The 26647-nt window shown below is 68.9% G+C and carries 25 protein-coding genes; 9 read left to right on the plus strand and 16 right to left on the minus strand.

Annotated features, from left to right (window positions below):
- From KRR26_RS05115 to KRR26_RS05130, 4 genes are read left to right on the plus strand one after another with little or no spacing between them, the layout of a single operon-like run.
- On the plus strand, positions 1-1842 hold the full coding sequence (locus tag KRR26_RS05115; protein ID WP_217079240.1) for a DUF4129 domain-containing protein: 1842 nt from the start codon (positions 1-3) through the stop codon (positions 1840-1842).
- The gene (locus tag KRR26_RS05120; protein ID WP_120201354.1) at positions 1835-3112 is read left to right on the plus strand and encodes a DUF4350 domain-containing protein; all 1278 of its coding nucleotides are present in this window, start codon (positions 1835-1837) and stop codon (positions 3110-3112) included. The genes KRR26_RS05115 and KRR26_RS05120 overlap by 8 nt, the downstream gene beginning before the upstream one ends.
- On the plus strand, positions 3109-4107 hold the full coding sequence (locus KRR26_RS05125) for an AAA family ATPase (protein WP_120201356.1): 999 nt from the start codon (positions 3109-3111) through the stop codon (positions 4105-4107). Before KRR26_RS05120 ends, KRR26_RS05125 begins: the two co-directional genes overlap by 4 nt.
- The gene (locus KRR26_RS05130) at positions 4104-5411 is read left to right on the plus strand and encodes a DUF58 domain-containing protein (protein WP_217079241.1); all 1308 of its coding nucleotides are present in this window, start codon (positions 4104-4106) and stop codon (positions 5409-5411) included. The genes KRR26_RS05125 and KRR26_RS05130 overlap by 4 nt, the downstream gene beginning before the upstream one ends.
- Here the strand turns inward: KRR26_RS05130 and KRR26_RS05135 are convergent.
- Entirely contained in the window at positions 5389-5865 is a 477-nt protein-coding gene (locus tag KRR26_RS05135) for an inorganic diphosphatase (RefSeq protein WP_120201360.1), read from the minus strand. The two genes, KRR26_RS05130 and KRR26_RS05135, sit on opposite strands and share 23 nt — an antisense overlap.
- Positions 5866-5915: 50 nt before the next feature.
- Positions 5916-6914, minus strand: coding sequence for a stage II sporulation protein M (locus KRR26_RS05140; RefSeq protein ID WP_120201362.1), 999 nt, complete (start codon positions 6912-6914; stop codon positions 5916-5918).
- A 67-nt stretch (positions 6915-6981) separates the two neighbouring features.
- On the opposite strand from KRR26_RS05140, the gene KRR26_RS05145 reads away from it, so the two are divergent.
- Positions 6982-8475, plus strand: coding sequence for a DUF1570 domain-containing protein (locus tag KRR26_RS05145; protein WP_217079242.1), 1494 nt, complete (start codon positions 6982-6984; stop codon positions 8473-8475).
- Positions 8476-8592: 117 nt separating this feature from the next.
- Here the strand turns inward: KRR26_RS05145 and KRR26_RS05150 are convergent, their stop codons facing one another.
- Positions 8593-10167, minus strand: a complete 1575-nt coding sequence (locus KRR26_RS05150) for a bifunctional metallophosphatase/5'-nucleotidase (RefSeq protein ID WP_120201366.1) — start codon at positions 10165-10167, stop codon at positions 8593-8595.
- Between the two features lie 127 nt (positions 10168-10294).
- On the opposite strand from KRR26_RS05150, the gene KRR26_RS05155 reads away from it, so the two are divergent.
- Positions 10295-11710, plus strand: a complete 1416-nt coding sequence (locus KRR26_RS05155; RefSeq protein WP_217079243.1) for a hypothetical protein — start codon at positions 10295-10297, stop codon at positions 11708-11710.
- Positions 11711-11722: 12 nt separating this feature from the next.
- Here KRR26_RS05155 and KRR26_RS05160 read toward each other — a convergent pair whose 3' ends face one another.
- Entirely contained in the window at positions 11723-14836 is a 3114-nt protein-coding gene (locus KRR26_RS05160; RefSeq protein ID WP_328707059.1) for a cyclic nucleotide-binding domain-containing protein, read from the minus strand.
- Positions 14837-14978: 142 nt separating this feature from the next.
- On the opposite strand from KRR26_RS05160, the gene KRR26_RS05165 reads away from it, so the two are divergent.
- Positions 14979-15812, plus strand: coding sequence for an RDD family protein (locus tag KRR26_RS05165; protein ID WP_120202279.1), 834 nt, complete (start codon positions 14979-14981; stop codon positions 15810-15812).
- Here KRR26_RS05165 and KRR26_RS05170 read toward each other — a convergent pair.
- On the minus strand, positions 15754-16266 hold the full coding sequence (locus tag KRR26_RS05170; RefSeq protein ID WP_120201372.1) for a DUF2715 domain-containing protein: 513 nt from the start codon (positions 16264-16266) through the stop codon (positions 15754-15756). The two genes, KRR26_RS05165 and KRR26_RS05170, sit on opposite strands and share 59 nt — an antisense overlap.
- Before the next feature lie 166 nt (positions 16267-16432).
- Between KRR26_RS05170 and KRR26_RS05175 the strand changes: the two genes are divergently transcribed.
- The gene (locus KRR26_RS05175) at positions 16433-17431 is read left to right on the plus strand and encodes a tetratricopeptide repeat protein (RefSeq protein ID WP_321202737.1); all 999 of its coding nucleotides are present in this window, start codon (positions 16433-16435) and stop codon (positions 17429-17431) included.
- A gap of 34 nt (positions 17432-17465) precedes the next feature.
- Positions 17466-18533, plus strand: coding sequence for an FHA domain-containing protein (locus tag KRR26_RS05180; protein WP_217079245.1), 1068 nt, complete (start codon positions 17466-17468; stop codon positions 18531-18533).
- 318 nt (positions 18534-18851) lie between these two features.
- Here the strand turns inward: KRR26_RS05180 and sctV are convergent, their stop codons facing one another.
- The 11 genes from sctV to sctU form a co-directional block, all read right to left on the minus strand.
- Complete coding sequence (gene sctV, locus KRR26_RS05185) at positions 18852-20978, minus strand: type III secretion system export apparatus subunit SctV (RefSeq protein ID WP_217079246.1); 2127 nt, start codon at positions 20976-20978, stop codon at positions 18852-18854.
- Between the two features lie 79 nt (positions 20979-21057).
- Positions 21058-21534: a tetratricopeptide repeat protein gene (locus KRR26_RS05190; RefSeq protein ID WP_120201378.1), complete on the minus strand. Its 477-nt coding sequence runs from the start codon at positions 21532-21534 to the stop codon at positions 21058-21060.
- Between the two features lie 95 nt (positions 21535-21629).
- Complete coding sequence (locus KRR26_RS05195; protein ID WP_120201380.1) at positions 21630-22100, minus strand: hypothetical protein; 471 nt, start codon at positions 22098-22100, stop codon at positions 21630-21632.
- Positions 22101-22295: 195 nt separating this feature from the next.
- Positions 22296-22505 (minus strand): hypothetical protein, encoded by a 210-nt coding sequence (locus tag KRR26_RS05200; RefSeq protein WP_147422845.1) that lies wholly within the window; start codon positions 22503-22505, stop codon positions 22296-22298.
- 239 nt (positions 22506-22744) lie between these two features.
- Positions 22745-22966, minus strand: a complete 222-nt coding sequence (locus KRR26_RS05205) for a hypothetical protein (protein ID WP_120201387.1) — start codon at positions 22964-22966, stop codon at positions 22745-22747.
- 240 nt (positions 22967-23206) lie between these two features.
- The gene (locus tag KRR26_RS05210; RefSeq protein ID WP_120201387.1) at positions 23207-23428 is read right to left on the minus strand and encodes a hypothetical protein; all 222 of its coding nucleotides are present in this window, start codon (positions 23426-23428) and stop codon (positions 23207-23209) included.
- A gap of 150 nt (positions 23429-23578) precedes the next feature.
- Entirely contained in the window at positions 23579-24169 is a 591-nt protein-coding gene (locus tag KRR26_RS05215) for a hypothetical protein (RefSeq protein WP_120201389.1), read from the minus strand.
- Positions 24170-24245: 76 nt separating this feature from the next.
- Entirely contained in the window at positions 24246-24722 is a 477-nt protein-coding gene (locus KRR26_RS05220; RefSeq protein WP_120201391.1) for a SycD/LcrH family type III secretion system chaperone, read from the minus strand.
- A 2-nt stretch (positions 24723-24724) separates the two neighbouring features.
- Positions 24725-25204 (minus strand): hypothetical protein, encoded by a 480-nt coding sequence (locus KRR26_RS05225; RefSeq protein WP_120201393.1) that lies wholly within the window; start codon positions 25202-25204, stop codon positions 24725-24727.
- A gap of 46 nt (positions 25205-25250) precedes the next feature.
- On the minus strand, positions 25251-25532 hold the full coding sequence (locus KRR26_RS05230) for an EscU/YscU/HrcU family type III secretion system export apparatus switch protein (RefSeq protein WP_120201396.1): 282 nt from the start codon (positions 25530-25532) through the stop codon (positions 25251-25253).
- Positions 25533-25572: 40 nt separating this feature from the next.
- The gene (sctU, locus tag KRR26_RS05235) at positions 25573-26646 is read right to left on the minus strand and encodes a type III secretion system export apparatus subunit SctU (RefSeq protein WP_120201398.1); all 1074 of its coding nucleotides are present in this window, start codon (positions 26644-26646) and stop codon (positions 25573-25575) included.
- Position 26647 lies beyond the last annotated feature (1 nt).

Here is a 26647-nt window from a genome sequence, read left to right on the forward strand (position 1 = left end):
ATGGCCGTCTCCGCCCTCGAGCTGCGCCCCCGAGGCGCGGTGGACCTGATGGACGCGGCGGTGCGCCTGTGCTCGCGCAACAGCGGCGTGTGGGCCCTCACCCTCCCGGGCGGCGCCGCCGTGGTGGCCGCCCTGCTGCACCTGGTGGACGCGGTGAAGCGGGGCTTGCCGCTCGCGCTGCCGGCGCTGGGCCTCACGCTCGCGTGGTTCCTGCGGGGACTCTGCCAGGGCGCCGCCACGCACTATGTGCAGGAGCTCCTGCTGGGGAAGCAAACCGAGGTCGCGCTGGGCCCCTCGCTGCGCGCGGCGCTGGACCGCGCGCCCAGCCTCTTCATCGCGGTGGCGTACCTCGCCCTGTTCCAGGTCATCACCGTGCCCCTGACGCTGGGCATCTCGCTCATCGTGATGTCCGCGCAGTCCGTGGGCTACGCGGTGACCATGCACGGACGTGGCAATCCGCTGCGGCTCTATTCCTTGTGCACCCAGCTGCTCGGCCCGGCCCGAGGCACGGCGGTGGGCGTGCGCTTGCTCATGACCGTGCAGCTGTTCGCCCTGCTCAACCTTCACATCGGCGCCAACTTCCTGCTGCTGCTCGGGCGTCAGCTCCTGGGCGTCGACCTCACCTTCGCCGAGCGCTTCGCCTCGCTGGACAACACGTCCTGGCTGCTGTTCCTCGCGGCCATCACCTTCGCGTTGTTCGAGCCCGTGCGCGCGACCACCGCCACCCTGTTGCTGGTGGATGGGCGCGTGCGGCAGGAAGGGTTGGATCTCCTCGCCGCCGTGCAACAGCTCCCGCCGCGGAGCGCCGCGCGCTCGCACTCGGGTGTGGCCGCGCTGGTGTTGGTGCTGGTGGGCGCGCTCTTCGTGGGCACGCCCGCGAACGCCGAGACCGCGCCGAGCGTGCGCGAGCGCCTGGAGGCCGTGGCGCGCGCCTGCGAGGCCCCCGAAGTTGCGCAGGACGCGCGGCTGGGCACGGTGGACGCGCTGCAAGCCACCGAGCGAGGGGCGCTGGAGCGACTCGCCAGCCGTGTGGAGCAGCTCGCCCAGGACGACGAGGACTGTGACACCGCGCTGAGCGTGATGGAGCAAGGTCTGGAGCAGGCCCTGGCCACCGCGAAGCTGACGCCGCACACCGATTCACGGAACGCGGCCGAGCGCGCGCGCGACATCCTGGCGAGGCCCGAGTTCCAGGTCGCGCCTGCCGACGAACCCAAGCTCGACGACCCGGCGCAGCCTCCTCCTCCCGGCTGGCTCAATCGCTTCATCGACTGGCTGAACGAGTTCTTCAAGCGCCAGAAACCGCCCCCAGCGCCCGACATCCCCATGTCGCCGTGGGTGTCCGGAGACACCATGGCCAACGGGCTGGTGGTGGTGCTCGTCGGCGCGACGCTGTGCGTGCTGGCGTGGGTGCTGATCCGCACCCTGCGCTCGCGCACACCCCAGGATGCCGAGGGCGCGCTGGACGTCACGGCGAACGCCACCGACTCGCAGGCCGCGAATACGCAGAACGCGCTGTCCCGGCCGCCCGAGAGCTGGGCCCACCTCGCGGACGAGCTGGCCGCGCGCGGCGAATACCGCGAGGCGGTGCGAAGCCTCTACCTGGCGCTGCTGTCCCGGCTCCATCGCGACGGCGCCATCTTGTACGACGTGACGCTGAGCAACTGGGACTACCTGCGCACCTTCCGGGGCCGCGCGGAGTGGAAGCCCTCCTTCCGAGAGCTGACGTACCGCTTCGACTTCGCGTGGTACGGCAACACGGCCGTGGGGGCCGAGGGCTATCGCGAGTTCCGCGCGCTCACCTCCCCCTTCCTCGCGCCAGCGCCGGAGGTCTCCGGTGCGTGACCGTTTCCCACTGCTCGTCATCGGGGCCCTGCTGCTGACGGCGGTGCTGGGCACGCTCCTGGTGCGGAGCGCCGCGCGCGCGAGCTTCGCGGATCCGTTGTCGACCTACCGCGCGGAACAGAACGGCACGCGCGCGCTGTTCCTGCTCGCGAAAGAGAGTGGCCTGCCGGTGGTCCGCCGCATGTCGGACCTGCGCCTCCTCAACGGCCCCGCGTCGCTGGTGCTGCTGTCGGTGGAGATGAACGAGGCGCACGAGCAGGACCCCGACCAGACGCAGCTCGCCGCGCAGAACGACGCGGGGCTGAGTGACGAAGAGACGCCCCATACGGGCTTCAACACGTACCGCGCCCACCCCGTGGACGCCGCGGAGCTGAAGCAGCTGCTCGCGAGCGTGGAGGCGGGTGGCACGCTCGTGTACGTGCCGTGGGGCTCACAGGAGAACGCGCTGCTCGACGCCCTCCACGTCACGCTGGACAAGGCGGACACCTCACTGCCCATGCGCACGCTGGTGCCGGCCATGCCCACGCCCTACACACGCGGCGTGGAGCGCGTGGAAGCGCGAGTGCAGGCGTATCTGCGGCTGCCGGAGGACGCCATCCCGGTGCTCGACGACGAGCGGTTGGACCGGCCCGTCGCGGCGCTCGTGCCGCATGGAGAGGGACAGGTGCTCATCCTCGGCGCGCCCGAACTGGCGATGAACCAGGCCCTCGCGCGCGCGGACAACGCGCAGTTCTGGTTGAGCACGCTCGCCGCGATGGGCTCGCGCCCCATTGAGTTCGACGAGTACCACCACGGCTTCACCAACGAGCGCTCCATCATCGACTTCGCGCGCCGGTATGGCCTGCACTTCGCCGTCGCGCAGCTCCTGCTCGGCGTGGCGCTGTGGGCCGTGTCGCTCAAGCGCTTTGGCCGGCCGCTTCCTCCCGCGGAGGCCGTGCGCGTGGGCTCCACCGATGCCCTCTTCGCCATGGGGCGGCTGTACCGCGAGGGGCGCCACCACGCCTTCGCGGCCGGGCTCATCGCCCAAGGGCTGACCCAACAGCTCGCCCTGTACGCGGGGATGCCGGCCCAGTCGCCGGCGCGCGCGGTCTCGCAGGGCCTCTCCGCGCGAGGGCGCGAGGACCTGGCCCAGGGACTCCTGGCCGTCGCGAATGCCGCCTCCTCCGCGACCACCGACACCGCCCTCCAGCACCTCGCCGCGCATGCCGCCCGCGTGCGTGAGCGCATCCACCCGGCCGGGGACTCCCGGCCCCTCACTGGTACGCCATGAACGCCACCCCTCCCGTCCCCTCCTTCGTCCCGGCCGGTTCCGCCGTGCAGGCGGCCCACGCCATCCGCGAGGGCGTGCTCGCCGAGGTGCGCAAGGCCGTCGTCGGTCAGGACGAGCCGCTGGAGCTGATGCTGTGCGGCCTGCTCGCGGGCGGCCACGTGCTGTTGGAGGGCGTGCCGGGCGTGGCCAAGACGCTGATGGCCAAGGCGCTCGCGCGCAGCGTCAGCGCGGACTTCAAGCGCATCCAGTTCACGCCGGACCTGATGCCCACGGACATCCTGGGCACGAGCGTGTTCGACCTGAAGTCCCAGTCCTTCGTGCTGGTGCGCGGCCCCATCTTCACGGACCTGCTGCTGGCGGATGAAATCAACCGCGCGCCCGCCAAGACGCAGTCCGCCCTGCTGGAGGCCATGCAGGAGCGCGGCGTGTCGCTGGAGGGCCGCCACCTGGCGCTCTCTCCCCTCTTCACCGTGTTCGCCACGCAGAACCCGGTGGAGTCCGAGGGCACCTATCCGCTGCCCGAGGCGCAGCTCGACCGCTTCCTGCTCAAGATTGACGTGGGCTACCCCGCCCCTGACGAGGAGGACGCCATCCTCGCGTCGGTGCACCGAGGCTTCGACTCGGGCGACCTGGCGCGCGCGGGCGTGAACCCGGCGGTGACGAAGGAGGGCTTGCTCGCGGCCCGTGCGGCGCTGAGCGAGGTCAACGTGGAGGCGCCCGTCCTGGCCTACATCCGCAAGCTGGTGTCCGCGACGCGGACCTCCAGTCGGATCCGCCTGGGCGCCGGCCCGCGCGCGGGCGTGCACCTGTTGCTGGCCGCCAAGGCCCTGGCGGCGCTGCGAGGCCGAGGCTTCGTCACGCCGGACGACGTGCGCTTCCTGGCGGGCCCCGTGCTCAAGCACCGCCTGCTCCTGTCGCCGGACGCGGAGCTGGACGGCGCCACGCCCTCGGACGTGCTGCGCGAGGTGGTGCAGAGCGTGGAGGTCCCGCGGTGATTCCCACCGGGCGCCTGTGGGCGCTCCTCGCGCTGCTGGCGCTGCCCATGGCGGCGGCGGGCTTCTTCCCGGGGTTGGGAGGCGCGGTGCTGGCCATGGACGCGGTGGCGCTCGCGCTCGCCGCGCTCGACCTGGGGCTCGCGCGACGGGTGCGCCTGACGGTCGAGCGCGCCCTCCCGCAGCGCCTCAACGTCGGTGTGCCCAACAAGGTCGAGCTGCGCTTCGTGCTGCGCTCGGAGCGCCCGGTGGTGGCGCACGTGAAGGACGACGTCCCCGCGTCCTTCACCGCCGTTCCCGAGGACGCCCTGCTGCGCCTCGCGCCCGACAGCCAGACGCGCTGGATGTACCGGGTGACGCCCGAGCGCCGAGGCCGATTCGGCTTCGGCGACGTGCATGTGCGCGTCGCGGGTCCCCTGGGGCTGATGCTCCACGAGCGCACCTATCCGTCCGCCCAGAGCATCTCCGTCTACCCGGACCTGCGCGGTGCCAGTCGGCTCCTCTTGTCCGGCGCGGCGCTGGACCTGGTGAACCTGGGCCTGCGGCAACTTCGCCGCGACGGGCGCGGCAGCGAGTTCGCGCGCCTGCGGGACTACGCGCAAGGCGACAGCGTGCGCGACGTGGACTGGAAGGCCACCGCGCGCCGAGGCAAGCCCGTCACGCGGGTGATGGAGGCGGAGCGCTCGCAGACGCTGCTCATCTGCGTCGACTCGGGCCGCGCGATGGCCGCGCGGGTGGACGGGCTCACCAAGCTGGACCACGCGGTGAACGCGGCCCTGTTCCTGGCCTTCGTGGCGGTGCGCAACGGAGACCGCGTGGGACTGGCCGTCTTCGCGGACGGCGTGAAGACATACCTGCCGCCAGCGGCGGGGCGCGGGCAGTACCGGAAGATTGTCGACGCGCTCTACTCCGTCACGCCGAGCCTCACGTACGTGGACTACCTGGCGCTCTTCAAGGAGTTGAACGTCCGGCTCACGCGGCGCAGCTTGCTGTGCGTCTTCACGGACTTCCTCGACGAGGAGCAGTCCTCCACGCTCGTGGCCCCGCTGCATCGACTGGCGCGGCGCCACGTGCCGCTGTGCCTGTCGGTGAAGGACACCGCGCTGCAGAAGCTGCTGGCCACGCCGCCGCCCAGCGCGGAGGAGGCCTTCCAGCACGCGGTCGCCTCGGAGCTGCTCGCGGACCGCGAGGTGCTCAAGGCCCGGGTGAGCCAGGGCGGCGTGCAGATGCTGGACGTCCAGCCGGACGAGCTGCATCTGGCCGCCGTGAACCGCTACCTGGACATCAAGGCCCGAGGCGTCCTGTAGCGCCCTCGGCCCGCAGCTCGGGCAGCGGCAGCCACCCCACGAAGCGCGTGTCCGTGGCGTTGCCGCGCGCCAGGTGCAGCACGCGCTTGAAGATGGCGTAGATGCGGAAGAACGCCTCCAGCCCCAGGCGCTGGACGCGGCTCATGTCCTGAGCGCTGCACACCACCTTCGGGTCTCCGCGCCCCGCATCGATGAAGCCCAGCACCGCGACGACGCGCAGGCGCACATGGCTTCCCCGGCGCAGCCGAGCGCCCAGCACGATGGCATCCAACGGGTCGCCATCGTCCGCCACGAGGCCGGGGATGGAGCCGTAGTTGTACGGGCACGGCACGGGGGACACGAAGTCGACGGTGCCGTCGGAGCGGCGCTTCATGAACGAGAAGCGCGGGCACTCGATGACGACCTCCGGCGCAACGGGCAGCGGAGGCAGGGACAGGCGAGGCGACTCGGGCACGCGGGCGGTCCTATCACGGGCTGGGCGCCCTGTCCGGACACGGCACGCCCTCAGCTCCGCGCGCGCTCCGCCTTCGCGCCGCGCAGCCCGTCAGACAACAGGTAGGCGTACACGCCCGCGCCCACCACCAGCGCGAAGGAGATCTTGAACGCCACCGAGAGCCTCGGCGGGTGGATCTGCGAGATGGAGCCCTCGATGCAGCCCGCCAACACGAACAACGCGAGCGTTCCGAACAGCAGCTTCACCGCGGTGATGGCCTCCTGCCGGAGCGCCTGGCGGCGAGACAGGCCCCGAGGCGCCACCATTCCCCGCGCGATGACCAACCCCGCCGCGCCCGCGATGCAGATGGCGGTGAGCTCGGGAATGCCGTGCGGGAGGATCCACGCCCAGAACCAGCCCGCCAATCCCTTGGCCGCGTACACCTGCGCGAGCGCGCCGAGGAACAGGCCGTTGACGAACAGCATCACCGCGGTGCCCAGCCCGAGCGTCACGCCGAGCGCGAAGCAGAAGAAGGCCACCTGGATGTTGTGCGTGAAGAGGAAGGACGAGAACTGGGCCTGGTCCTGCACCGTCATGCCCTCGCCCGAGGCCTCGCGGTCGGCGCGCGCGACAGGATCGAGTTCGCGGTGGTCGGCGGGAACCAGGTACTGCGCGGCGTCGGGGTCCACCAGCATGCCCACGTAGCCGAAGCCCACCCCCGCGAGCATGAGCAGCACCGCGGCCACGTACATGCGCCACTCGCGATGGAGCACGGCTGGGAAGCCTCGCGACACGAAGCTCCAGACATCCGCCCACCGCGGGCGCTGTCCCGGATACGTGAGCGCATACGCCCGGCCCACGAGGTCGTTGAGATAGGCGCTCACGTCCGCGGAGCCGCTGCGCGCGCGAACCCAGAGCAAGTCACTGGAGACGGCCCGATAGAGCCTCCCCAACGAGCGGGCGTCCTCCAGGCTCAAGCCACGCAACCCGCCGCGCTCCGACTGGTCCAGCAGGGACTCCAGCTTCTGCCAGCGCGGCCGGCGCGACTCGATGAACTCCGCCATCTCCATGGCGCGCGAGTCTACCGCATCCGGGTGCTCCTTCCGTCTCGCACGAACCTCGTGCGAAAACCCACGGATGACCTGGCGTTCGACCTGGCTGTGGGTGGGAATGGTGGCACTGGCGTCCGGCTGCGCGACGTCTCGCGCCCTGTGTCCCGAGGAGGGAGGCCGACCCTGGCGTGAGGTGCGCAGCCAGCACTTCCGGGTCCAGACGAACCTGGAGTCGAACGCGGCGGCGAAGTCCGCGGTGGAGATGGAGGAGTTCCGCCGCTCGCTGCTCCTCGCCTGGGGCGATGAGTTCGATCCGCCCGGAACCCTGGACGTCATCCTCGTGAGCAACCTCGACGAGCTGCGGGAGTTCGCCCACGACCAGGTGGGCGGATTCGTGGCGACCACCTCCACGGGCTTGACGATGGTGATGACCGGGGCGGGTGGATACCTGTTCGCGGACACGTCGGGGGACAAGGCCACGCAAGCACACGAGCTGGCGCACTACCTGAGCGCGTTCGCGCTGCCTCGCCAGCCGCGTTGGCTCGCGGAGGGACTGGCTGAGTACCTGGAGACCGTCACCATCAAGCCGAGCACCCGCGACGTGGTCCTCGGCCGCGTCGATTTGCGCAACGTGGGCTACCTGCGTGCCCACGGCTGGTTGAGCGTGGAGGAGCTTTGGGATTGGGACAAGAACACCGATCTCGACGCAGCGGAGCAGCGGCGGCACTACGCCTCGGCCTGGCTCTGGGTCCACTACCTCATCAACGAGCACGGCGACCGCTTCGCGGACTTCGAGAACCGGCTGGCTCGAGGCGAAGAGCCGCGAAACGCCTACAGCGCGGCGTTCAAGGGCGTGCCGAACCCGGGGGAGGGCCTTCCGAACTACATCCAGATTGGTCGCTACGCTGTCCTCACCCAGCCGCTTCCCGCGGTGAATTCCCAGGTGGAGGAGCACCCGATGACGCCAGCGGAGGTGCACACCGTCCGAGCGCGCCTGTTCGAGCTGGCGCCCTCGAAGCGCACGCCCCAGGAGACCCAGATACTCGTCGAGCGAGAGCTGGCCCAGGCACTGAAGGAGGACCCCACGAACGTGACCGCCAACCAGATGTACGCGGAGACCCTCGATAAGCCCGAGCAGCGGCTGGCGCGCGCCAGGCCCCTCGTTCAGCAGCACCCCGAGGATGGACGGGCGTGGTTGCTCCTCGCGGAGTCCTTGTTCGCGGCGGGAGGCGACGCCGAGGAGCAGGAGAAGGCCTTCCAGCGCGCGGTGGAGTTGCTCCCCAACAGCCCCACCGCCCACAACGGCCTCGCCTGGTACTACGCCCACACGACGCACCCCGAGCGCGGCCTCGCCGCCGCGGCCCGCGCGGTCTCGCTCAAGCCAGGGGACTCCGCCATCCTGGACACCTACGCGGCGGTGCTCTTCCAGTCCCACCGCTGCCCGGAGGCACTCGCGATCCAGCAGCGCGCCGTGGACATGATTCACGAGCGAGCGTCGGCCAGGTTCCGAGGCGTCCTGGAGCAGCGCCGCGCGGAGTACGCGGCGGCCTGCGCCAAGCCCACCACCGCGAAGCCCTGAGGCCCGCGCGGTCTCGCGCACTCCGCAACGAAGAAGCGCCGGGGGTTCCAGTTCGGGAACCCACCGGCGCTTCGGGTGCAACGGGCCTCCCAAGGAATCCCCAAGGGAGGCTGCTGGCTACTTCAGCAGCTTCTCGAGTGGCTTGGCCTCGGTGGTCGCCTGCTTCTGCGTCCAGTCCACCACCGGCGTCTGCCACGCCATGCCCGTCTCGGTCGGCTCGCTGTCGAACTTCTCGAACTCGAAGCCGTCACCGCCGAAGTAGAGGTACTCGACGGTGGCCACGGTGTACTCGGCCTTCGGGTCGAGCGCCTTGCCCTTCGCGTCCTTGAACTTGCCCTTGCCCGCCGCGGTGAAGCCCGCGAGCAGCGCGTTCGGGTTCGCCAGTTGGGACACCAGGTCCGAGCCCTTCAGCTTCACGGTCATCAGCGAGTTCTCGAACGGCATGACCGAGTAGACGGTGCCGCGGGTGATGGGGCCCGCCGGCAGCGCGCCACGGATGCCACCCTTGTTGAGGATGACGCCGTCCGTGCCGAGCACGTCCCGCACCGAGCCCGCGACCCACTTCGCCATCTGCGGCGAGTCCTGCGCGATGCCCGCCTTGCTGAAGCCGATCTGCTGGCCCAGGACCTCGTCGATCTTCGCCTTCCAGCCCGCGATGATCTTCGCCGTCTCGGCGTCGGGCGTGCCACCGGCCACGTCCACCACCTGGGTCTCCGCGGCCTTCACCTTCTCGCCCGCGGGCTTCGCCGCGTCGAAGGTGATGCGCGTGCGCGCATAGTTCTCGAACCCGCGGCGCAGGGACACGAACGTGGTGTCCCCCACCTTCTTGGGCTCGGTCGGCTGATGGCAGCGGCCACCGGCCACGAGCGCCAGCTTCCACTCGGGGTGGCTCGCGACCGCGGCCTCCAGCTCGGTGGGGCACAGGTCCGCCACGACCACCACGGCGTCGGCGCCCGCCTTGCGCGCCTCGGGAATCGCCACGGCCAGCGCGTCGGCGGCCGGCGTCACCTCGAGGCCCTCGGCGCGGCCGGACATCGCCGTGCGCACCGTCTTCGGCGAGGTGATGCCCACCACCGCCACCTTGAAGCCCCGGCGCTCGAACACCTGGAACGCAGGAACCGAGAGGTCACCCGCCAGCGAGGCGTCCTTCACCTTCAGGTTCGCGGCCAGGAACGGGAAGCCGCCCGCGGCCCGGTTCTTGAGGAAGGGCTCCTTGCCGAACGACAGCTCGTGGTTGCCCAGCGCGGAGGCCGCATAGCCCATGTGGCCCATGACCTCGGCCATCGGGGCGCCCAGGAAGAAGGACGAGATGGCCGGTCCGTTCCAGTGGTCACCCGTCGCGAGCGCCAGCGTCCCGGAGTCCGGGCACGAGGCCTGGCCATCCTTCAGCGGGCCCGGACAGTGCTTCTCCTCGGTCACCCAGCGCCCCATGAGCTCAGCCGCGCCACCCTTGCCATCGGCGGGCAGCAGCTGCCCCCACGCCCCCCCCGTCACCAGCAACGTGACCTCGGGAGGAACCGTAGGCTTGGCCTGCGCCTCGGCCTGCGCCGCGGCGGGCGGAGGCGGTGCCGGAGGAGCACTCTTCTCACAGCCAACGAGCGCGCCCAGGGCGAGGACCAGCGCGCCGGACGACAGCCGAGGCTGGCTTGGGGAACGACGGGACGGACGGAAGGGAGGAAGTTTCTGGCTCACGGCACCGCCTTTAGCACATTCAAGGCATGGTAGCGTGAGGGCGATGGCCGGTACGGAAGGCAAGAATTCCAGGCATTTACGAGGTAACGGAGACGTCTCGGCACGTGCCCAGCAGCTCTGGGCTGAGGTGCGGGATGGAGCGGGTCACTTCCAGTCCTGGAGAGGCCAGACGCCGCGCGGTTGGCTGCGGCAGTTCGTCCATGGGTTGAGTCTGCCCTTCCATATCGTGCGTGAGGTCCTGCGCACCCCGGAGGCGCAGCGCCGCTACCTGCGCGTCTGTCTGACACAGACAGCCGCGACGCTGCTCGTGGCGCTCGTCTTCACGGGCGTCAACAACAGCGACAACGACTCGGACGACGACGTCCCCCGGAAGAACATCCAGGCGCAGGTCGAGAAGCAGCGCAAGCGGGCCGAGATCCTGCGCCAGCGCGCCCATGCCCGCGCCCAGGCGAAGGACCCCAAGCTGGAGGCGGCGGCGCTCGCCACGCAGCGCTCGGCGGAGGCCCTGGCGGATGGCGGCTCGCCGCTCGCGCTGGCACAGGCGGTCAGCGCGCTGGTCCAGGAGGCCACCCGCTCCGCCGCGGAGTCCGCGCAACAGGAGCACGACGCGTCTGGCACGCACGGCCCCCAGGCCGGAGCGACGCCGCTCGAGGGCGAAGCGCTCCCCGCCCCGTCCACGGCGCCGCCACACGCGAACGCCGACGACGAACGCCCCCACTCGAAAGCCCCCGAAGCCGACTCGGACGACGGCGAGGACGACAACGAGGACGGGGCGGACCTGGATGAAGCCATCAACGCGGCAGCGAACTCCCTTGAAGCCAGGATCGACAAGCCGCCCTCGCACGGCTTCACGACCGGGAGCCTCGCGTTCTGGGCCGCGCTCTTCGGCACCATGCACATCGCGCAGTGGATCGTCCTCGCGCTGTCGCGGGACTACCACACGGCCATCGCCCGCGACGCGAGCCTGCTGACCGGAGTCCCTCCCGAGGACGACGACTTCTCGCCGCGCGTCCGCCTCAACACGGTGTGGCTGCGCAGCAAGCTGAAGCGGAGGATCCGCGCACTGCTCCACTTCGCCGTAGGACTCCCCTTCGCCGCGCTGGTGGCGGCGCCCTTCCCGTTCAAGCACGAGGTCTTCACCACCCTCAGCTCGCTCTGGGGACTCTGGTGGCTGTGCGTCTACACCACGGCCAAGAGCGCGCGCGCCTGGGAGAACCCGACGCCCAGGGACCCCTGGTTCCTGCGTGGCTGGGATTGGGTCACCACGCACGTGCCCGGCTTTCGGTGGGGGCTGCCACGCGCCTACGGGAGACTCTTGCGGCGCCTGACCCAGGAGGTCCGCTCCCCCATGGCAGCGATGGAGCGGCTGCCCTGGTCCTACGCGGGACTGGCGCTGGTGCGGTTTGTCGGCTCGGTGCCGCCGCTCAAGTTCTTCACCCGGCCCCTCATCCCCGTCTCCTCGGCCCACCTGCTCGTGGCGCAGAACGCCAGCAAGCCCATCGCGCCCGAAGCCATCTCCTCGGCCGAAGCCACGCTGGAGTAGGCGCCGAGCCGCCTACGCCTCGGGAGTCGTGCCGCCCGAGGGCCCCCCCCCGCCCTGAGCCGTCGGGGCGGGCTGAGCCGCCGCCGGCTGGGTGCCCAGCTCCAGGCGTCCACCCGCCTCGCGAAGCGCGGGCAGGTCGATGACGCTCTGCAACTGCTGGCTCACCGAGCGGAAGAAGCCGGTGAGCAACTCCGGCCGGTCCGCCAAGAGGTCGAGGAAGTCTCGTCGGTCGATGACGAGCACCCGCGTGTCCAGCGCCGCCACCATGTCCGTGGGCCGCGGAGCGCCATCCAGGAGGCTGACCTCACCGATGGCCTCCTTGCTCTGGAAGCGCAGCACGTGCTCGCCGTTGCGCAGGGCATCCACGGCGCCATCGACGATGACGTAGAGCGCGTCGCCGGGGTCGCCCTGGCTGTAGATGCGCTCTCCCGCGCGGAACGAAGCCTCGCGAGCCACGGCGGCGATGGCCGCGATGTCATCCACGTCGCTCTGCGAGAAGACACTCACGCCCTCGAGGGCGAACATCCGTTGGACCACGCGGTCGCTCAAGTCACCCTCCTGCGGCAACACATCCAGCCCGTTCAACCGCGCCACGTGCCGCGCGCACGCACGCAGCACCACGTCCTCGCTCTGCACCAGCGCGGCCAGCCTGCGCCACAGTCGGCCCGGCGCTCCAGGCGGCAATTCGCGGTGATGGGCCTCCACCTGCTCCATCACCAGCTCGCGGTCCGCCTCGTCGACCAGGTTCTCCATCAACTCCAGCGCGTACGCCCGGCGCCGGCCGTCGTGCCCCACGAGGTGCTGGTGGATGCGGCGCATGGCCTGCGGTGGATGCAGGAGTCCCAGCAAGAAGAAGGACAACTCCAGCGCCTGGTCGAGCCGGTCTCCCACCGCGCGCGTCAACAGTGAGCGGTCCCCCAGCGCCGCGCGCACATCGCGGAACACCCCCACCAGCTGCCGGTACGCATCGCGCCGGCGGCCCAGCGCCTCGCGCACGCGCTCGACATCCACCGGATGCTCGGGGTGCTCATCCCGCAGTCGAGACAGCTGCGCGCCGATGCGGAAGTGCAGGCTCGCGTCGTCGCGGACGTTGGAGAACAGCAGCGCGTTGAGCGCGGCCGAGGAGCCGATGCCCCGCAGGACGCGAGGCAGTTGCAGCCGCATGGCCAGGGGCGCGCCCTTGTTGTTGAGCTGAAGCTCCAGCAAGGGAGTCAGCGCGTCTCCCAACTCGACGAGCGCCTCGCGGGCCGCGCGCCGCTCCTCGCGCCACGTGAGGAACGGCAGGAGCCGCGGAGCCAGCTCCACGTAGCCGCCCTCCCCCACCGCCGCCAGCGCCACGCGCCGCACGGACACGTCCATGTCATCCAGGTAGCGCGACAACGGCGACGCGAAGCGCGTGTCCTTGAGCCGCCCGAGCAGCTTCGCCACCTCGCGCCGCTCCGCCACGGGCGCTTGCTCGCCACGCGCCAGCAGCTCCTGCAAGGACTCCAGCGCGGCGGCGCTCCCCTGGGTGCGCACGAGCGCGCCAATGGCCGCGCATCGGAGCCCCGCGTCTGGACTGCTCAGCAAGGGCGGCAGCAGTCGCGCGGCGCGCTCCGGGGACAGGCGCGCCAGGGCCCAGACCGCCAGGTCTCGCGGGCGCCGAGGCCCCTCTTCGACCAACCGCTCCAACGTGGGCGCCAGCTCCCGCGCGTCCAGGTCCAGCGCCAGTTGGACGCCGCGCTCCATCACCCGCTCGTGCGGGTGGCGCAGCAGCGCGGGCAAGTGGGCCCGCAGCGGCACTTCCGCCTGCGTCAGCATGTCCAGCGCGCGCAGCACACGCTCGGGCGAGCTGGCGTTGAGCGACTCCACCAGCAGCCGCTCCTCCTCGCCGCGCAGCTCGACGTCTTCCTCCTCGTGCGCGCCCACCTGCTCGCCCAGCGCGGACACGTACGCGGGCTTGAGGCGCACGAGCAGCAGCACGCCGAGCGCCGCGCACAGGGCCACCACCGCCACCGCCATGGTCAGACCATTGGCGGCGCGCCCCGCGCCGATGAGCAGCAGGCCCGCCAGCACCACGCCGCCCTTGCGCAGCAGCCCATCCACCGCGCTGCGAAGCCCTTCACGGTGGCCATCCGGCAGCGCCGCGTAGAGCAGTTGGATGCCCACCGGAAGGATGGAGTAGCTGACGGCCGTCTCCACCAGCCGCAACAGGTGCACGGGCCACAGGCGCGGCGTGACGAGCGTGGCGATGGCGAGTGGCGCGAGCACCATCGGCACCAAGGACAAGTACGTGAGCAGCCCGAGCCGCTTGAGGAGGCGCTCCGCCGCCAAGAGCTGGAAGGCGACGCAGAAGAGGCCAATCCAGAGCTGGAGCTGCCCGAAGAGCGCCGCCAGCCCGTCCTCGCTCAGCGTCCCCTCCACGCGGAGCCGGAACAGGTAGTCCACGAAGGACGACAGCACCGCGAACGCGATGCCCAGCGCCGCCAACACCTGCGCGTACGGGCTCTGCGCCAGATAGCCCCAGGCCGCGAACGAAGCCGCCAGCGGGCGCGTACCGGGCGGCGGAGGCGGGGGCGCAGTCTTGTACAGGTGATGGAAGATGGCTCCGGCCGCCAGCAGGCTGAGCGCGCCGCTGGCCACCACCGCGGGCGTGCCCAGGGGAAGCGCCAGCCCCTGCACGAGCAGACCGCCCACGATGCCGCCGCCCATCGCGAAACCATTGAGCGCGGTGAAGGCCCGGCGCGCCTCGCGCGCATCGAACGCGGAGGCCATCCGTCCCCAGAAGCGCAGCGACACGAACGTGCTGAACGTGTCCGCGAACAGGTACAGCGCGATCGCCGGCATGCGCTGCCCCGTGGACAGCGCGGCGGCCAGCCCCAGCGCGATGAGCCCGCCCAGGCCCGTCAGGAGGCCGGGAGACTCCGTGGCGGACGACGGCCTCGCCCGGGGCAGCATGGTGAGCGCCGCCGTCATCAACGCCCCGAGCAGGTACAGATACGGCAGGGCCTGGGACTCAAAGCGCGACAACACCAACGCGTTGGCGGCCGTCTTCAACTGGGTCACGCCCGCGATGAGCGCGAACTGGAAGGCGGCCGCCGGCACGATGCGGCGGTTCCAGGCGGATGAGGGGGTCGGGGCGGCCACGGGTACGGGAGTCCTGGGAGGATAGACCAACACCCCGACAGCCGGGAATAACACCCGGCCCCCCTCCAGGGGCGGGGTGCTCGGAACGAACATCGACACCGTGGACCGCCACGGCGCGCGGCGGCTGCCCTACACTGGTCCGGTGACGCCCGCCAGCGATACCCTGCTCGACGGCACCCACACGGTGCTGACTCCTGAATACGTAGAATTCCGCTTCACGCTCGCGGGCGTCTATTCGCGCTTCCTCGCCTGGCTGCTGGACGCGCTGCTCGTCCTCGTCGGGACGGGGGCGGTGCTCATCGTGCTCCAGTTCGCGATGGTCGTCTTCCCGGGCTTCGCGAGCGCCATGGCCATCGTCGTCTACTTCCTGATCGACTGGGGCTATGCCATCGCGCTGGAGTCGGTGTGGAGTGGCCAGACGGTGGGCAAGCGCATCATGGGCCTGCGCGTCATCCAGGAGAGCGGCGTGCGCATCGGGTTCTACCACGCGGCGCTGCGCAACCTGGCGCGGCCGGTGGACCGCCTGCCGCTCTTCTATCTGGTGGGCGGCGTGGCCGCGATGGCCTCGCGCGCCAACCAGCGGCTGGGCGATCTGCTGGCGGGGACCATCGTCGTGCGCGAGCGGCGCCTCAAGGTGCCCTCGGCGCTGGGCACCACGGGGGACGAGGGGCTCTTGGCGGATCCGCTGTTCGTCTCGCGGGTGAAGCGGCTCACCACCGAGGAGCGGGAGCTGGTGCTGTCAGCCGCGGTGCGCCGCGAGGAGCTGGGCATCGAGGCCCGCCTCCGGTTGTTCTCCGCGCTCGGGGCGCGGCTACAAGATGCCCTGGCGATGGAGAAGCCGGCCCACCTCTCGGACGAGAAATGGGCGCTCCTGGTGGCCACGGCCCTGCTGCCGCGCCCGGCGCGCAACGCAGGAACTAGAAGTACGCCGCCACGCCCGCCGAGGCCGTCAGCGACTTCTGCGTCTTCTCGTTGAGGGCGATGTAGAAGTTGTACTGCGCGCGCAGGCCCATGCTCACGGTGTCGCTGACGAAGTAGTCCACGCCGATGTTGGGCCCGATGCCCACGAAGTTGCTCGTCGTGTTCTTGAGGACCACCAGGTAGCTGATGTCCGAACCGATGTAGGGCCGGATCGACTCCTCCATGAACAGGTAGCGGATGCCCAGGGAGGGGGCCAGTCCCACCACGCGCTTATCGTCGGCGACGGAGCGGGGGAACATGATCTTCGTGAGCGACACCAACTCGAAGCCGCTCTCGATGTAGAGGCTCGCGTCAATCCCGAGGAACGGAGTGCCCTCGAGGCCCGCGGTGCGCTTGAAGTCCATGTAGCCGAGCGAGACGCCGATGCTGTGATTGGCGAACTGCGCCCGAGCGGGAGTCGCGCCCAGCAGAGCAGCGACGATGGCAACGGAGAAGAAGAAGGTACGCATGGCAGCGGACTCTAACGCCAGCCTAACCCTCGGAAAACAGCTCGGATTCGAGCCCACCCGGACGTTGCTTCACGGGGGGGCGCTCTCCTACACTCTGCCCGCCATGCGTCTTCACCGCCTTGTCCTCGCGCTGTCGGTCGCCGCCATGCTGCCCTTGGCTGCTTGCTTGAATACCCCTCCGCCGCATGAACGGGCGTTGATCAACAACGAGCTGTGCGCCCAGGAGCTCCAAAAGGGGGACTACCAGCGCGCGACCGTCTACTGCGATCTCGGTCTGGAGTTCTCGCCGCAGTACGCGGACCTCTGGGCGAACAAGGGCATCATCGCCATGGCCCTCGACGACAAGAAGCGGGCCAAGGAGTATTTCATCAAGGCCCTGCGCTACAACCAGGAGCACCTTCAGTCGTACCAGAACCTGGGCACCATCTACTTGGAGGAAGGCGCCTACGGGAAGGCGCACGACAACTTCCGCCGCGCCCTGCAGGTGAACCCGGACAACCTGGAGTCGCGTTACGACCTCGGGCTCACCTTCATGAAGATGGACAAGCTGGACAAGGCGAAGAAGGAGTTCAACACCATCCTCGCCGTCAATCCGAACGTCTCCAACGCGCACCACAACCTGGGCATCATCGCCTTCCAGGAGCACGACCTGGACACGGCCGCGGACCACCTCGCCCAGGCCGCGCAGCTGACCCCGGACGCGTCGGAAGTGTGGCACGACCTGGGCACGGTGCTGTTGGACCAGAGCCGCTTCGTCGAGGCCCGCGAGGCCTTCGGCAACTGCGTGCGGCTGGATGAGCAGAACTCGAGCTGTCTCAACAACCTGGCGGTCGCCCAGCGCAAGGCGGCGCTGACGGACTCGGCCCTCAAGGAGCTGAAGGACACGCAGACGGCGGAGAACAGCGCGCCGGCGCTGTATCTGCTCGCGCGGCAGTACAAGGACAAGGGCCTGCTCTCCGAGGAGGAAAGCGCTTACAAGAAGTGCGTGAAGCTGGACGCGAAGTTCGCGCCCTGCCACTTCGGCCTCTTCCAGATCTTCTCGGAGGCGCACAAGCAGCCGCACGCCGAGGCCGCGTGCAAGAACTTCATGAAGTACGGCACGGCCGAGGAGTTCCCTACCGAGTACCAGACGTGCGAGAAGTTCCTCAACAGCGCCGCCTTCTAGGCCCGCCCGTTCCCTCCGGTATCGACTCTTCGCGATGAGCGTTCGTCTGACCGTCACGCAGCGCAGCGACGCAGGGGCGAGCCCAGGCACCGAGGTCGTCCTTGACGACGCGGTCATCACCCTGGGCCGGGACAAGTCCTGCCAGGTCGTGCTCCCGCAGCAGGCCGTGTCGCGCAACCATGCGCGCATCGTCCAGGAGGGAAGCATCTACTTCCTGGAGGACCTCGGCAGCGCCTACGGCACGCAGATCAACGGCAAGGCCCTGCCCAAGGGCGAGAAGCGCCTGCTGCGCAACGGGGACGTCATCGCCGTCGCGCAGTATGATGTGCGCTTCGAGCGCGTGACGGAGCTGGCCGCGGAGTCGGGCTCGGAGAAGACGTCCTTCATCGCCCGAGGCATGGTGAAGGATGTCATGCGCGGGCTGGCCAACTCGGACGAGCGTTACCTGCGCTACATGAACGGGCCGCGCGAGGGCCAGCGCATCGAGATCTCCGACGCCAAGGAGTTCGTCTTCGGCCGGGACGACAAGGATGCGGACATCGTCCTGAAGGACGACCTCGTCTCGCGTCGCCACGCCAAGGTTCGCCGCGACTGGTCCGGCACGCACGTCGAGGACCTGGGCAGCCGCAACGGCATTCGCGTCAACAAGAAGCGGGTCAACCGCAAGGCGCTCAAGGACGGAGACGAGTTGGAGGTGGGCAGCACGCGGCTGCTCTACGTGGACCCCACCGAGCCCGCGGAAGAGTCCGTCTCGCTGTCGGCGGATGTTGCCGCACCGGCCCCAGCCCCCTCCCCGCCTCGGCCGTCCGCGGTGCGCCGCGACGCCAAGGCCACGGAGGCTTCCGAAGAGTCCGCCCCTGTCGCCGAGGAGCCCGCCCCAGAGCCCGTCGCCGAGGAGCCCGCCCCGCCCGCGGAAGAACCCGCCCCGGAGCCGCCCCCCGAGCCCGAGCCGCCCCCCCCGGAGCCCGAGCCCGAGCCCGCCGCCCCCAGCGGCATCCGGGCCGCCCTGGGAGACAAGCAGAAGCTCGTGCCGCTCGTCGTGATGGGCGTCGTGGGGCTCGTCTTCCTCATCCTGATGATCGCCGTGCTCGTCGGAGCCTGAGCGCTTCGGCGCCGCCCGCACGAACGCGGACAGCGCGCGTCGCAAACCGGCTCCGCACGCGGCGCGCACGGGCGCCTCGCACATGAACGTGTGCTGGGCGGCCAGCACGGCCCACACGCGGACACCTCAGCGTGCCCGCAGGCCGTGCGAGCACGTGGCCTTCAGCGCCTCGCACATGAACGCGTGCGGAGCACGACACGGGCAACGCAGCGTGCTCGAAGGCCGTGCGAGCGACCTCCCCTGTGTTGAGACAGGCTGGAGTCCGCGAGGCAGCGCGGGCCGGCCCACCACGAAGGGGGCCGGCCATCGCGCGAGGCGCTACCGCGAGGTCGAGATACGGGCGACCGGCTGGATGTTCAGGTCCGGCGACAGCTCCTGGTAGCTGAGCACGGAGAACGACGGCGTGAACTCGTACTCGAGCAGCTTGCGGACGTAGCGCCGGATGTCCATGGCGGTCAGGATGACCGGGCGCTGCGCGCTGGGCGGCAGGTGTCCGCACTCCGAGCGCACGGCCTGCACAATCTCCGCGGCGATCTCCGGCTCCAGCGCGAGGTGCGCGCCCGCCGAGGTCCGCTTGATGGAGCTGCGGATCGCCTCTTCAATCTGCGGGTCCAACAGGTAGACGACCAACGTCCCCGTTCCACGCGCGTACTTGTGCGAGATGTACCGGCGCAGCGAGGCACGGACATGCTCGGTGAGCATGACGTTGTCCGCCTCCACCTGCCCGTACTCCGCCAGCGCCTGGAGGATGCCACGCAGGTCGCGGATGGAGATCTCCTCCTCCGTCAGGCGGCTCAGGATGTCCGTCAGCTTGAGCACGTTGACGACCTTCGGCACCACCTCCTTGACGATGGCGGGGAAGGCCTTCTCCAACTGCTCCAGCATCGTCTGCGTCTCCTGCACTCCCACGAACTCGCGAGCGTTCTTCCGCAGCAGCGCGGCCATGTGCAGGATGATGTAGCCGGGCACGTCCCACGTGGTGAGGCCCGCGGCCTCCAGCGTCTCGCGGTACTGCTCCGGCACCCACGCGGCGGGCTGACGCGTGGCGGGGTTCACCGCCTCGAAGCCCTGGATGTTCATCAACCGCAGGCGCTCCACCGTGTCGTTGACCAGGATGTGGCCCAGCGTGGCCTGGCCCGTGACGATGGGGACTTCGTTGAGTTGAATCTGATACGCGCCCGGCGGCAGCGAGCCGTTACCGCGCGCCCGCACGCCCGGGAAGCGAACACCCAGCTCCACGAAGAGACCGTCGCGCATGAACGGGACGAGCTCGAAGAGGAACTTGCCGTTGTCCTGCCGCGAGTCCACGTAGGGCACGAGGGCATCGGACACCTCGAGCACGATGGGCGTGACCACCGGGATGAACAGCTCGGAGTCCGGATTCATCGACTCCTTGGGCGCCGGCTCCGACGACATCGGCGTGCCGTTCTCCATCTCCATGGACGGCGGCGCGTCCTCGCCGGCGGCCTCGGCATCCTTCGCCTTCAGCATCTTCCAAGCGCCAAAGCCCGCGCCCGCGCCCAGGAAGAAGAACGGAATCTTGGGCAGACCGGGGATGAGGCCGAGCGCGATGAGCATGCCCGAGGCGATGGCGATGGCCTTCGGGTACGCGGTGAGCTGGCTGCCCACGTCCTTGCCAAGGTGGGCTCCCTCCTCCTCGCCACCGACGCGCGTCACGATGATGCCGGCGCAGGTGGAGATGAGGATGGCCGGAATCATGCCGACCAGACCGTCACCGATGGTGAGCAGCGTGTACTTCTGCGCCGCGTCGCCGACCGCCAACCCCTTCTGGGTCACGCCGATGATGAGGCCACCGACGATGTTGATGACGGTGATGATGATGGACGCGATGGCGTCGCCCTTCACGAACTTCATGGCGCCGTCCATGGCGCCGAAGAGCTGACTTTCTCGCTCCAGGTCGCGGCGCTTCTTCTTGCCCTGGTCCTGATCGATGACGCCCGCGCGCAGGTCCGCGTCGATGGACATCTGCTTGCCGGGCATGGCGTCGAGGGTGAAGCGGGCGGCCACTTCGGCCACGCGCTCCGAGCCCTTCGAGATGACGATGAAGTTCACCACCACCAGGATGAGGAAGATGATCATCCCGACGATGAAGTTGCCCTGCACCACGAACTTTCCGAACGCCACGACCACCTCACCCGGGTCGCCGGTGAGGAGGATGAGTCGGGTGGTGGAGATGGTCAGTGCCAGCCGGAACATCGTGGTGATGAGCAGCAGCGTCGGGAACACCGACAGGTGCAGCGCGGCGGGCACGTAGAGCGAGATGAGGAGCAGGACCACCGAGATGCTGATGTTGAGCGTCAGCAGCACGTCCAGCAGCAGTGTGGGCAGCGGGACGATCATCATCCCGACGATGGCCACGACCACGATCGCCAGGACGATGTCGGAGTACTTGGACAGGAAGCTGTTCGGGTTGGCGGTAGCCATCGGCGGGCTGCCATCCTAGTCCGCGCGGGCCATCAACCCCAAGGGGCAGCCCGCGGCGGAGAGAGGAAGTTCCTGGACCTCAGGAACGGGAGGCGGCGCCCGAGGCACCGTCGGAGGCCTGAGCCTCCTCGGCGCTCTCCAGCGCTGCGGCGGCGAGCATCCGGGCGCGGTTGCTCAAGGGGTCCTTGTTCTCCGGGTCCAGCGACACGGCGTGCTGGAAATCCTGGGCCGCGTCCATCACCCGCCCTTGCCGGAGATACGCCTCGCCCCGGTTCACGAACGGCGTGAGGTCCGTGGGATCCAACTCGATGGCGCGGTTGAAATACGACACGGCCTGATCCAGGTCCTCGAGCGCCAGGTAGCACGCGCCCAGGGCGGTCTGGAAATACGCCTCCGTCGAGTCCATGGCCGCCAGCGTCTGGAAGATCGCGAGCGACTCGCTGAACTGCCCATCCTGGAACAGGTTGAAGCCCTCAGTGGCCCGCTCGAGCATCTCGGGGCCGGAGAGCGGCTTCGGGGTGTCGTTCGACAGGGGGTCCTTCGATTCAGTCGTCATCTGCGCGTTCACCGGGGCGAGGGCAGCAGCGGCCGGGAGTCTAGCGTGAGGCCCCCGCGCATCCAAACGGGGGCAACTCGGAAGCGATTCTCCGGCTACCAGGACTGCTCGGCCTGCGCCTTCGCCTTCGCCATGATGTCGTTCATCGACTTGTCGATGATCGACTTGAAGATGTAGGCCGAGGAGGACTCCTTGCTGTAGATGTCCTTCACGTTCTTCTTGATGTCGTCGAGCGACGCGTTGGGGTGGTCACGAAGATACTCGTTGACCTTCTTGTCGATCTTCTCCTGCGTCGCCTTGCCCGTCGCCTCGCCCAGGTTGCCCATGAAGCTGGCGTAGGCGTTCTTCGTCTGGCCGACGACCGCCTGGGTGTACTGCTCCCGGTTCTCCGGCGTCAGGCTCTCCGAGGGGGAGCTCTCCATCATCTTCTGGTAGGCCTGGAAGACCGCGTCCTGCGAAGCCGCCGTCGGATCCGCGCTGTTCGACTTCGGAGCCGGCGTGGTGCGGTTGGTCGCCGTGGTCGCGGTGGTGCGGGGAGCGGAGCTCGAAACCGAAGGGGGAGCCATGGATTGCTTCCTCGTTTTCCGATGATGCGTTTTCCTGATTATCGCTCGGACTGGCGGAGAAGTTGCCAGTCCCACAGGGCACATACGCGAGCAGGCACGCGGGCTGGCGCTGGGCCCCGAAACGCCGCCGGCCCCGCCCCAGCATCCCCAGGAGGGACGCCAGAACAGGGCCGGAAGGTGCCGACTCGAACCTGATTACTTCAGGTTGCCGATGGCCGCCTTCGCCATCTCGTCCATCTTCTTCATCAGGTTGGTGATCATCTCCATCACCTGCGAGTCCTGCTGAACCTTCTTCTGCGCCTCCAGGAAGCCACGCTGCTCCGGCGGGGCCTGGGCGATCATCGCATCCATCGAGGACTTCTGGGACGACGCGGTCGAGATGGCGGTGGAAACGATGTTGCTCATGCCGCTGGCCATGGATTTGCCCTCTGTCTGCGAGAAGTGTGGAGAAGCTTTGAAGAGGTTATCGCAACGGCCTCCGCAGTGTTGCGTACTCGATATTTTTTCTTTGTTTTTGTCCGCGCCGTGGATCAGCCGGGCCCCTTGAGCGCCCAGGGGTCCGGGCCCCGAAACGCCGCCGGCCCCGCCCCAGCCTCCCCGAAGGGACGCCAGAACAGGGCCGGAAGGTGCTGACTCGAACCTGATTACTTCAGGTTGCCGATGGCCGCCTTCGCCATCTCGTCCATCTTCTTCATCAGGTTGGTGATCATCTCCATCACCTGCGAGTCCTGCTGAACCTTCTTCTGCGCCTCCAGGAAGCCGCGCTGCTCCGGCGGGGCCTGGGCGATCATCTCGTCCATCGAGGAGCGCTGCGACGACGACGTCGAGATGGCGGTGGAGACGATGTTGCTCATTCCGCTGGCCATGATTTTTACCCTCTGGATTCGAGATGCGTTGGGAAGCTTTGTACTGATTATCGGTGAAGCCTCGGGGCAGTTGCGTCCTCCCGATTTTCCCCGCCTTTTTCACCCTACCCCCTGGATCAGCCAGAGCCCGCAGGGGCGCGGGGCTCCAGAACGGCCCGGGCCCCGAAACGCCGCCGGCCCCGCCCCAGCCTCCCCGAAGGGACGCCAGCACAGGGCCGGAAGGTGCCGACTCGAACCTGATTACTTCAGGTTGCCGATGGCCGCCTTCGCCATCTCGTCCATCTTCTTCATCAGGTTGGTGATCATCTCCATCACCTGCGAGTCCTGCTGAACCTTCTTCTGCGCCTCCAGGAAGCCGCGCTGCTCGGGGGGAGCCTGGGCGATCATCTCGTCCATCGAGGAACGCTGCGACGACGACGTCGAGATGGCGGTGGAGACGATGTTGCTCATTCCGCTGGCCATGGTTCTACCCTCCAAGAAAGTGCAGCGAGTGGTTTGGAACGCGAGGAAGCTACAAGCAGATTATCCGAGGGCGCCGCTGGGAGTTTCGTGGGGATTTTCCAGTTTTCTTCTTTCCCACGTTCAGCGGGTCTCCAGCCGCGCCCTGGTCGCCTAACCCTTCAACTTTCCGAGGCTCGGGTTCTTCATCCAGGCCTTGAAGGACTCGAGCTGCTGCTGCTCCGCCTTTGGATCAGACGAAGGCGCGGTCGAGGTGCCGTCCAGCGACATCGGACGCTTACCACCTGACTCGAAGCCGTCCTTGGCCCCCGTCGCCGGACGGTTGCCGGCGGCCGGAGCCGGGGCGGCGGGCGCGGCACCCGCGGGAGGCGTGATCGCCAGCTTCGCGCCGATCTCCGGGTTCATCTGCATGACCGCCGTCTGGATGGTCATGCCGTAGGTGGTGATGCGGTACTGGAGGTACTCCACCACCTGGCCGAGGATGGGCGGCGGCGGCAGGATGGGGTCCTTCATGAAGCGGTTGAGCGCGTCCTTCACGTCACCGTAGAGCTGCTGATCCAGCGGCGCCGTGGGGGCCGTCGCGGCCACCAGCTTGCGCATGTTGCGCAGGACCTGCTGGAAGGTCCCCGTGGCCACCTTGGCCTGGGCCTCCAGGTCGACCAGCAGCTTCTCGCGCTTCACGGCCAGCTCCGGCGGCTCCGGCGGAAGCGGCGGGGGCTGCTTGGCATTCGTCGGGGTGGTCATTGCCTCTCCAATGGGTTGAGGTGATTACTCCAAGCTTAACAGACTATCCTGGACTCACATTCATTCGCGCGTCCGCTCACCGACGCCCGAGGGCGGAGAGCATGGCGCCGGCCTTGCGGATGACGGGATCGTCCTGCGGGGTCATTGCCGCGGCACGCCGCAGGTCCTCCATGGCCTGCTGCTTCTGGCCCATGGCCAGCTTGACCTCGGCGCGCCCGACGTAGACAGAGGCGTCCTGCGGGGCGAGCTTGGCGGCGACGTCAAAGGCGGCCAGCGCGCCCTGCCCGTTTCCAGCGGCCATCTCCACCACGCCCAGCGCCTTGGCGAAGTACACGTCGGTGGGGTTCACCGCATACAGCCCCTGGAAGAGCGTGCGCGCCTCGCTCACCCGGCCTTGGTAGAAGAAGTAGTAGGCCGTCTTGGCGATGGCGTGCAGCTCCTCGTCCGAGTAGCCGCGGACGTCGCGCAGCGTGGCCTTGCCATCGGCCCACCGCTGCAGCGACGCGACGAGCTTCGCCTCGTCCTGGGGATTCTCCGGGTCCAGCACCGCCATGCTCAGAAGCCCTCGTCCTTCTGCTCCGCCCACATGCGGCGGAGGATCTCCTGCGTCTCGCTGTTCACCTGGCCCACCAGGTTGAGCATGGCGGACTCGCGGCTGAGCAGCGCCTTGAGGCGGTCCAGGCGGTCCGGCGGCGCGTTCACCTTGGAGAGTCCGCGCTCCAGCATCCGGCGCTGATCGCCATCGCCTCGGCCCGCCACGCTGGCCAGTTGGGGCCGGTCACTGAAGCCCTCCAGGTCCGCGTCGTGCCCCTCGGGGTGCGGTGGCAGCGGCAGCCGCAGCTCCTCGGAGGAGTGCGCCGGCCCGATGAAGTCCAGCAGGGCCGCGGAGGCCAGGGCCGGGTTCTTCGGGTTGCCCGCCTTGCGAAGCTTCTTGCGCTCGAGCTGGGCCGGATCCACCAGCCGCTCGCGCACGCTGCGAGGTCCCCCCCAGGGCCACAGGGGCGCCTTGGGAGGCTGGTTGTTGATTCTGGACATGGTGGGAGAACCTCACTCCAGGTGGGGGGGTGGCGTCCAGTCCCGTTCAGCTCCCGCCCGCCTGCTCATTCTGGAGGGCGAAGACGAAGTTGAGGACCTCGGCGACCGCGTCATACAGCTCTTCGGGAACCTCTTGTCCCACGTCCACCCGATACAGGGCGTTGGCCAGGGACACGTTGCGCATGACGGGGATGCCGTACTGCTTGGCAATCTCACGGATCTTCTCCGCCTTGAGGCGCATCCCCTTGGCCACGACGCGAGGGGCGCCGTCGGTCTGCTTGTCGTACTTGAGCGCGATCGCAAGCTCGGCCTCGTCTTCACTGCTCATGGCGCCCTCTTCTGGATGGCGATGATAGCCGCATGGCCGCTCACGCGCGCGCGGCCGGCGACGGGTTCTTCAACCCGTAGACGAAGTTGAGGACCTCGGCCACCGCGTCATACAGCTCCTCGGGGACCTCATGGCCCACCTCCACGCGCAGGAGCGCGTGGGCCAGGGGAACGTTGCGCAGGGCGGGCACGTCCGCCTCCCGGGCAAGGGCCTTGATGCGCTCGGCCCGCGAGTCCATGCCCTTGGCCAGCACCCGAGGCGCGCCGTCCGCGTCCCGGTCGTACTTGAGCGCCACGGCGACGTGGTCCGGGTTGGTCACGATGACGTCCGCGTCCTTCACGGCCTCCATCTGCGCGCCCTCCATGATCTCCTGATGGAGTTCCTTGCGCTTGGCCTTGTGGTGGGGGTCGCCCTCGCTCTCCTTGTACTCCTTCTTCACCTCCTCCTTCGTCATCATCATGTCCTTCATGAAGGACTTGCGCTGCCACCAGATGTCGAAGATGCCGAAGAGGAGGAACAGGAGGCCGATGCGAACGCAGACCCGGTACACCAGCTCGCCCATGATGCCCATGATGGCGCGCGTGTCCTGACGCACCGTCTCCACCACCAGGGGCATCGCGTCACGCACGACGCCGTAGACGACGTAGGCCGCGACGGTGATCTTGATGAGGTTCTTGAGCAGCTCGACGATGGCCTTCTTGTTGAACATGTTCTTCAAGCCGGCCAACGGGTTGAGCTTGTCGAACTTGGGGATCAGCGGATCCATGGTGAAGAGCGAGCCCACCTGGAGAAACTCCAGCAGGCCCCCCATCACCGCCGCGCCACCGGCCACCGGAACCGTGAGCACGAGCAGCGTCCGCACCGCCAGATACAGCGACTGCGAGGTCGCCTCGGCCAGCGTCTCGGGATGCGCGATGTGATCGAACGTGAAGTGGAACAGCGAGGTGACTTCCTGCTCCACCGAACTCCACGTGCCCTTCACGATGCCCAGGCCCGCGATGAACACGGCCACGCCAGTCAGGTCCTTGCTCTTCCAGACCTGACCCTTCTTGCGCGCGTCATCGAGCTTCTTTTGCGACGGTTCTTCTGTCTTGTCGCCACTCTCGTCGGACATG

The organism is Citreicoccus inhibens, assembly GCF_019039035.1.
In the GTDB taxonomy this organism is placed as follows: domain Bacteria; phylum Myxococcota; class Myxococcia; order Myxococcales; family Myxococcaceae; genus Citreicoccus; species Citreicoccus inhibens.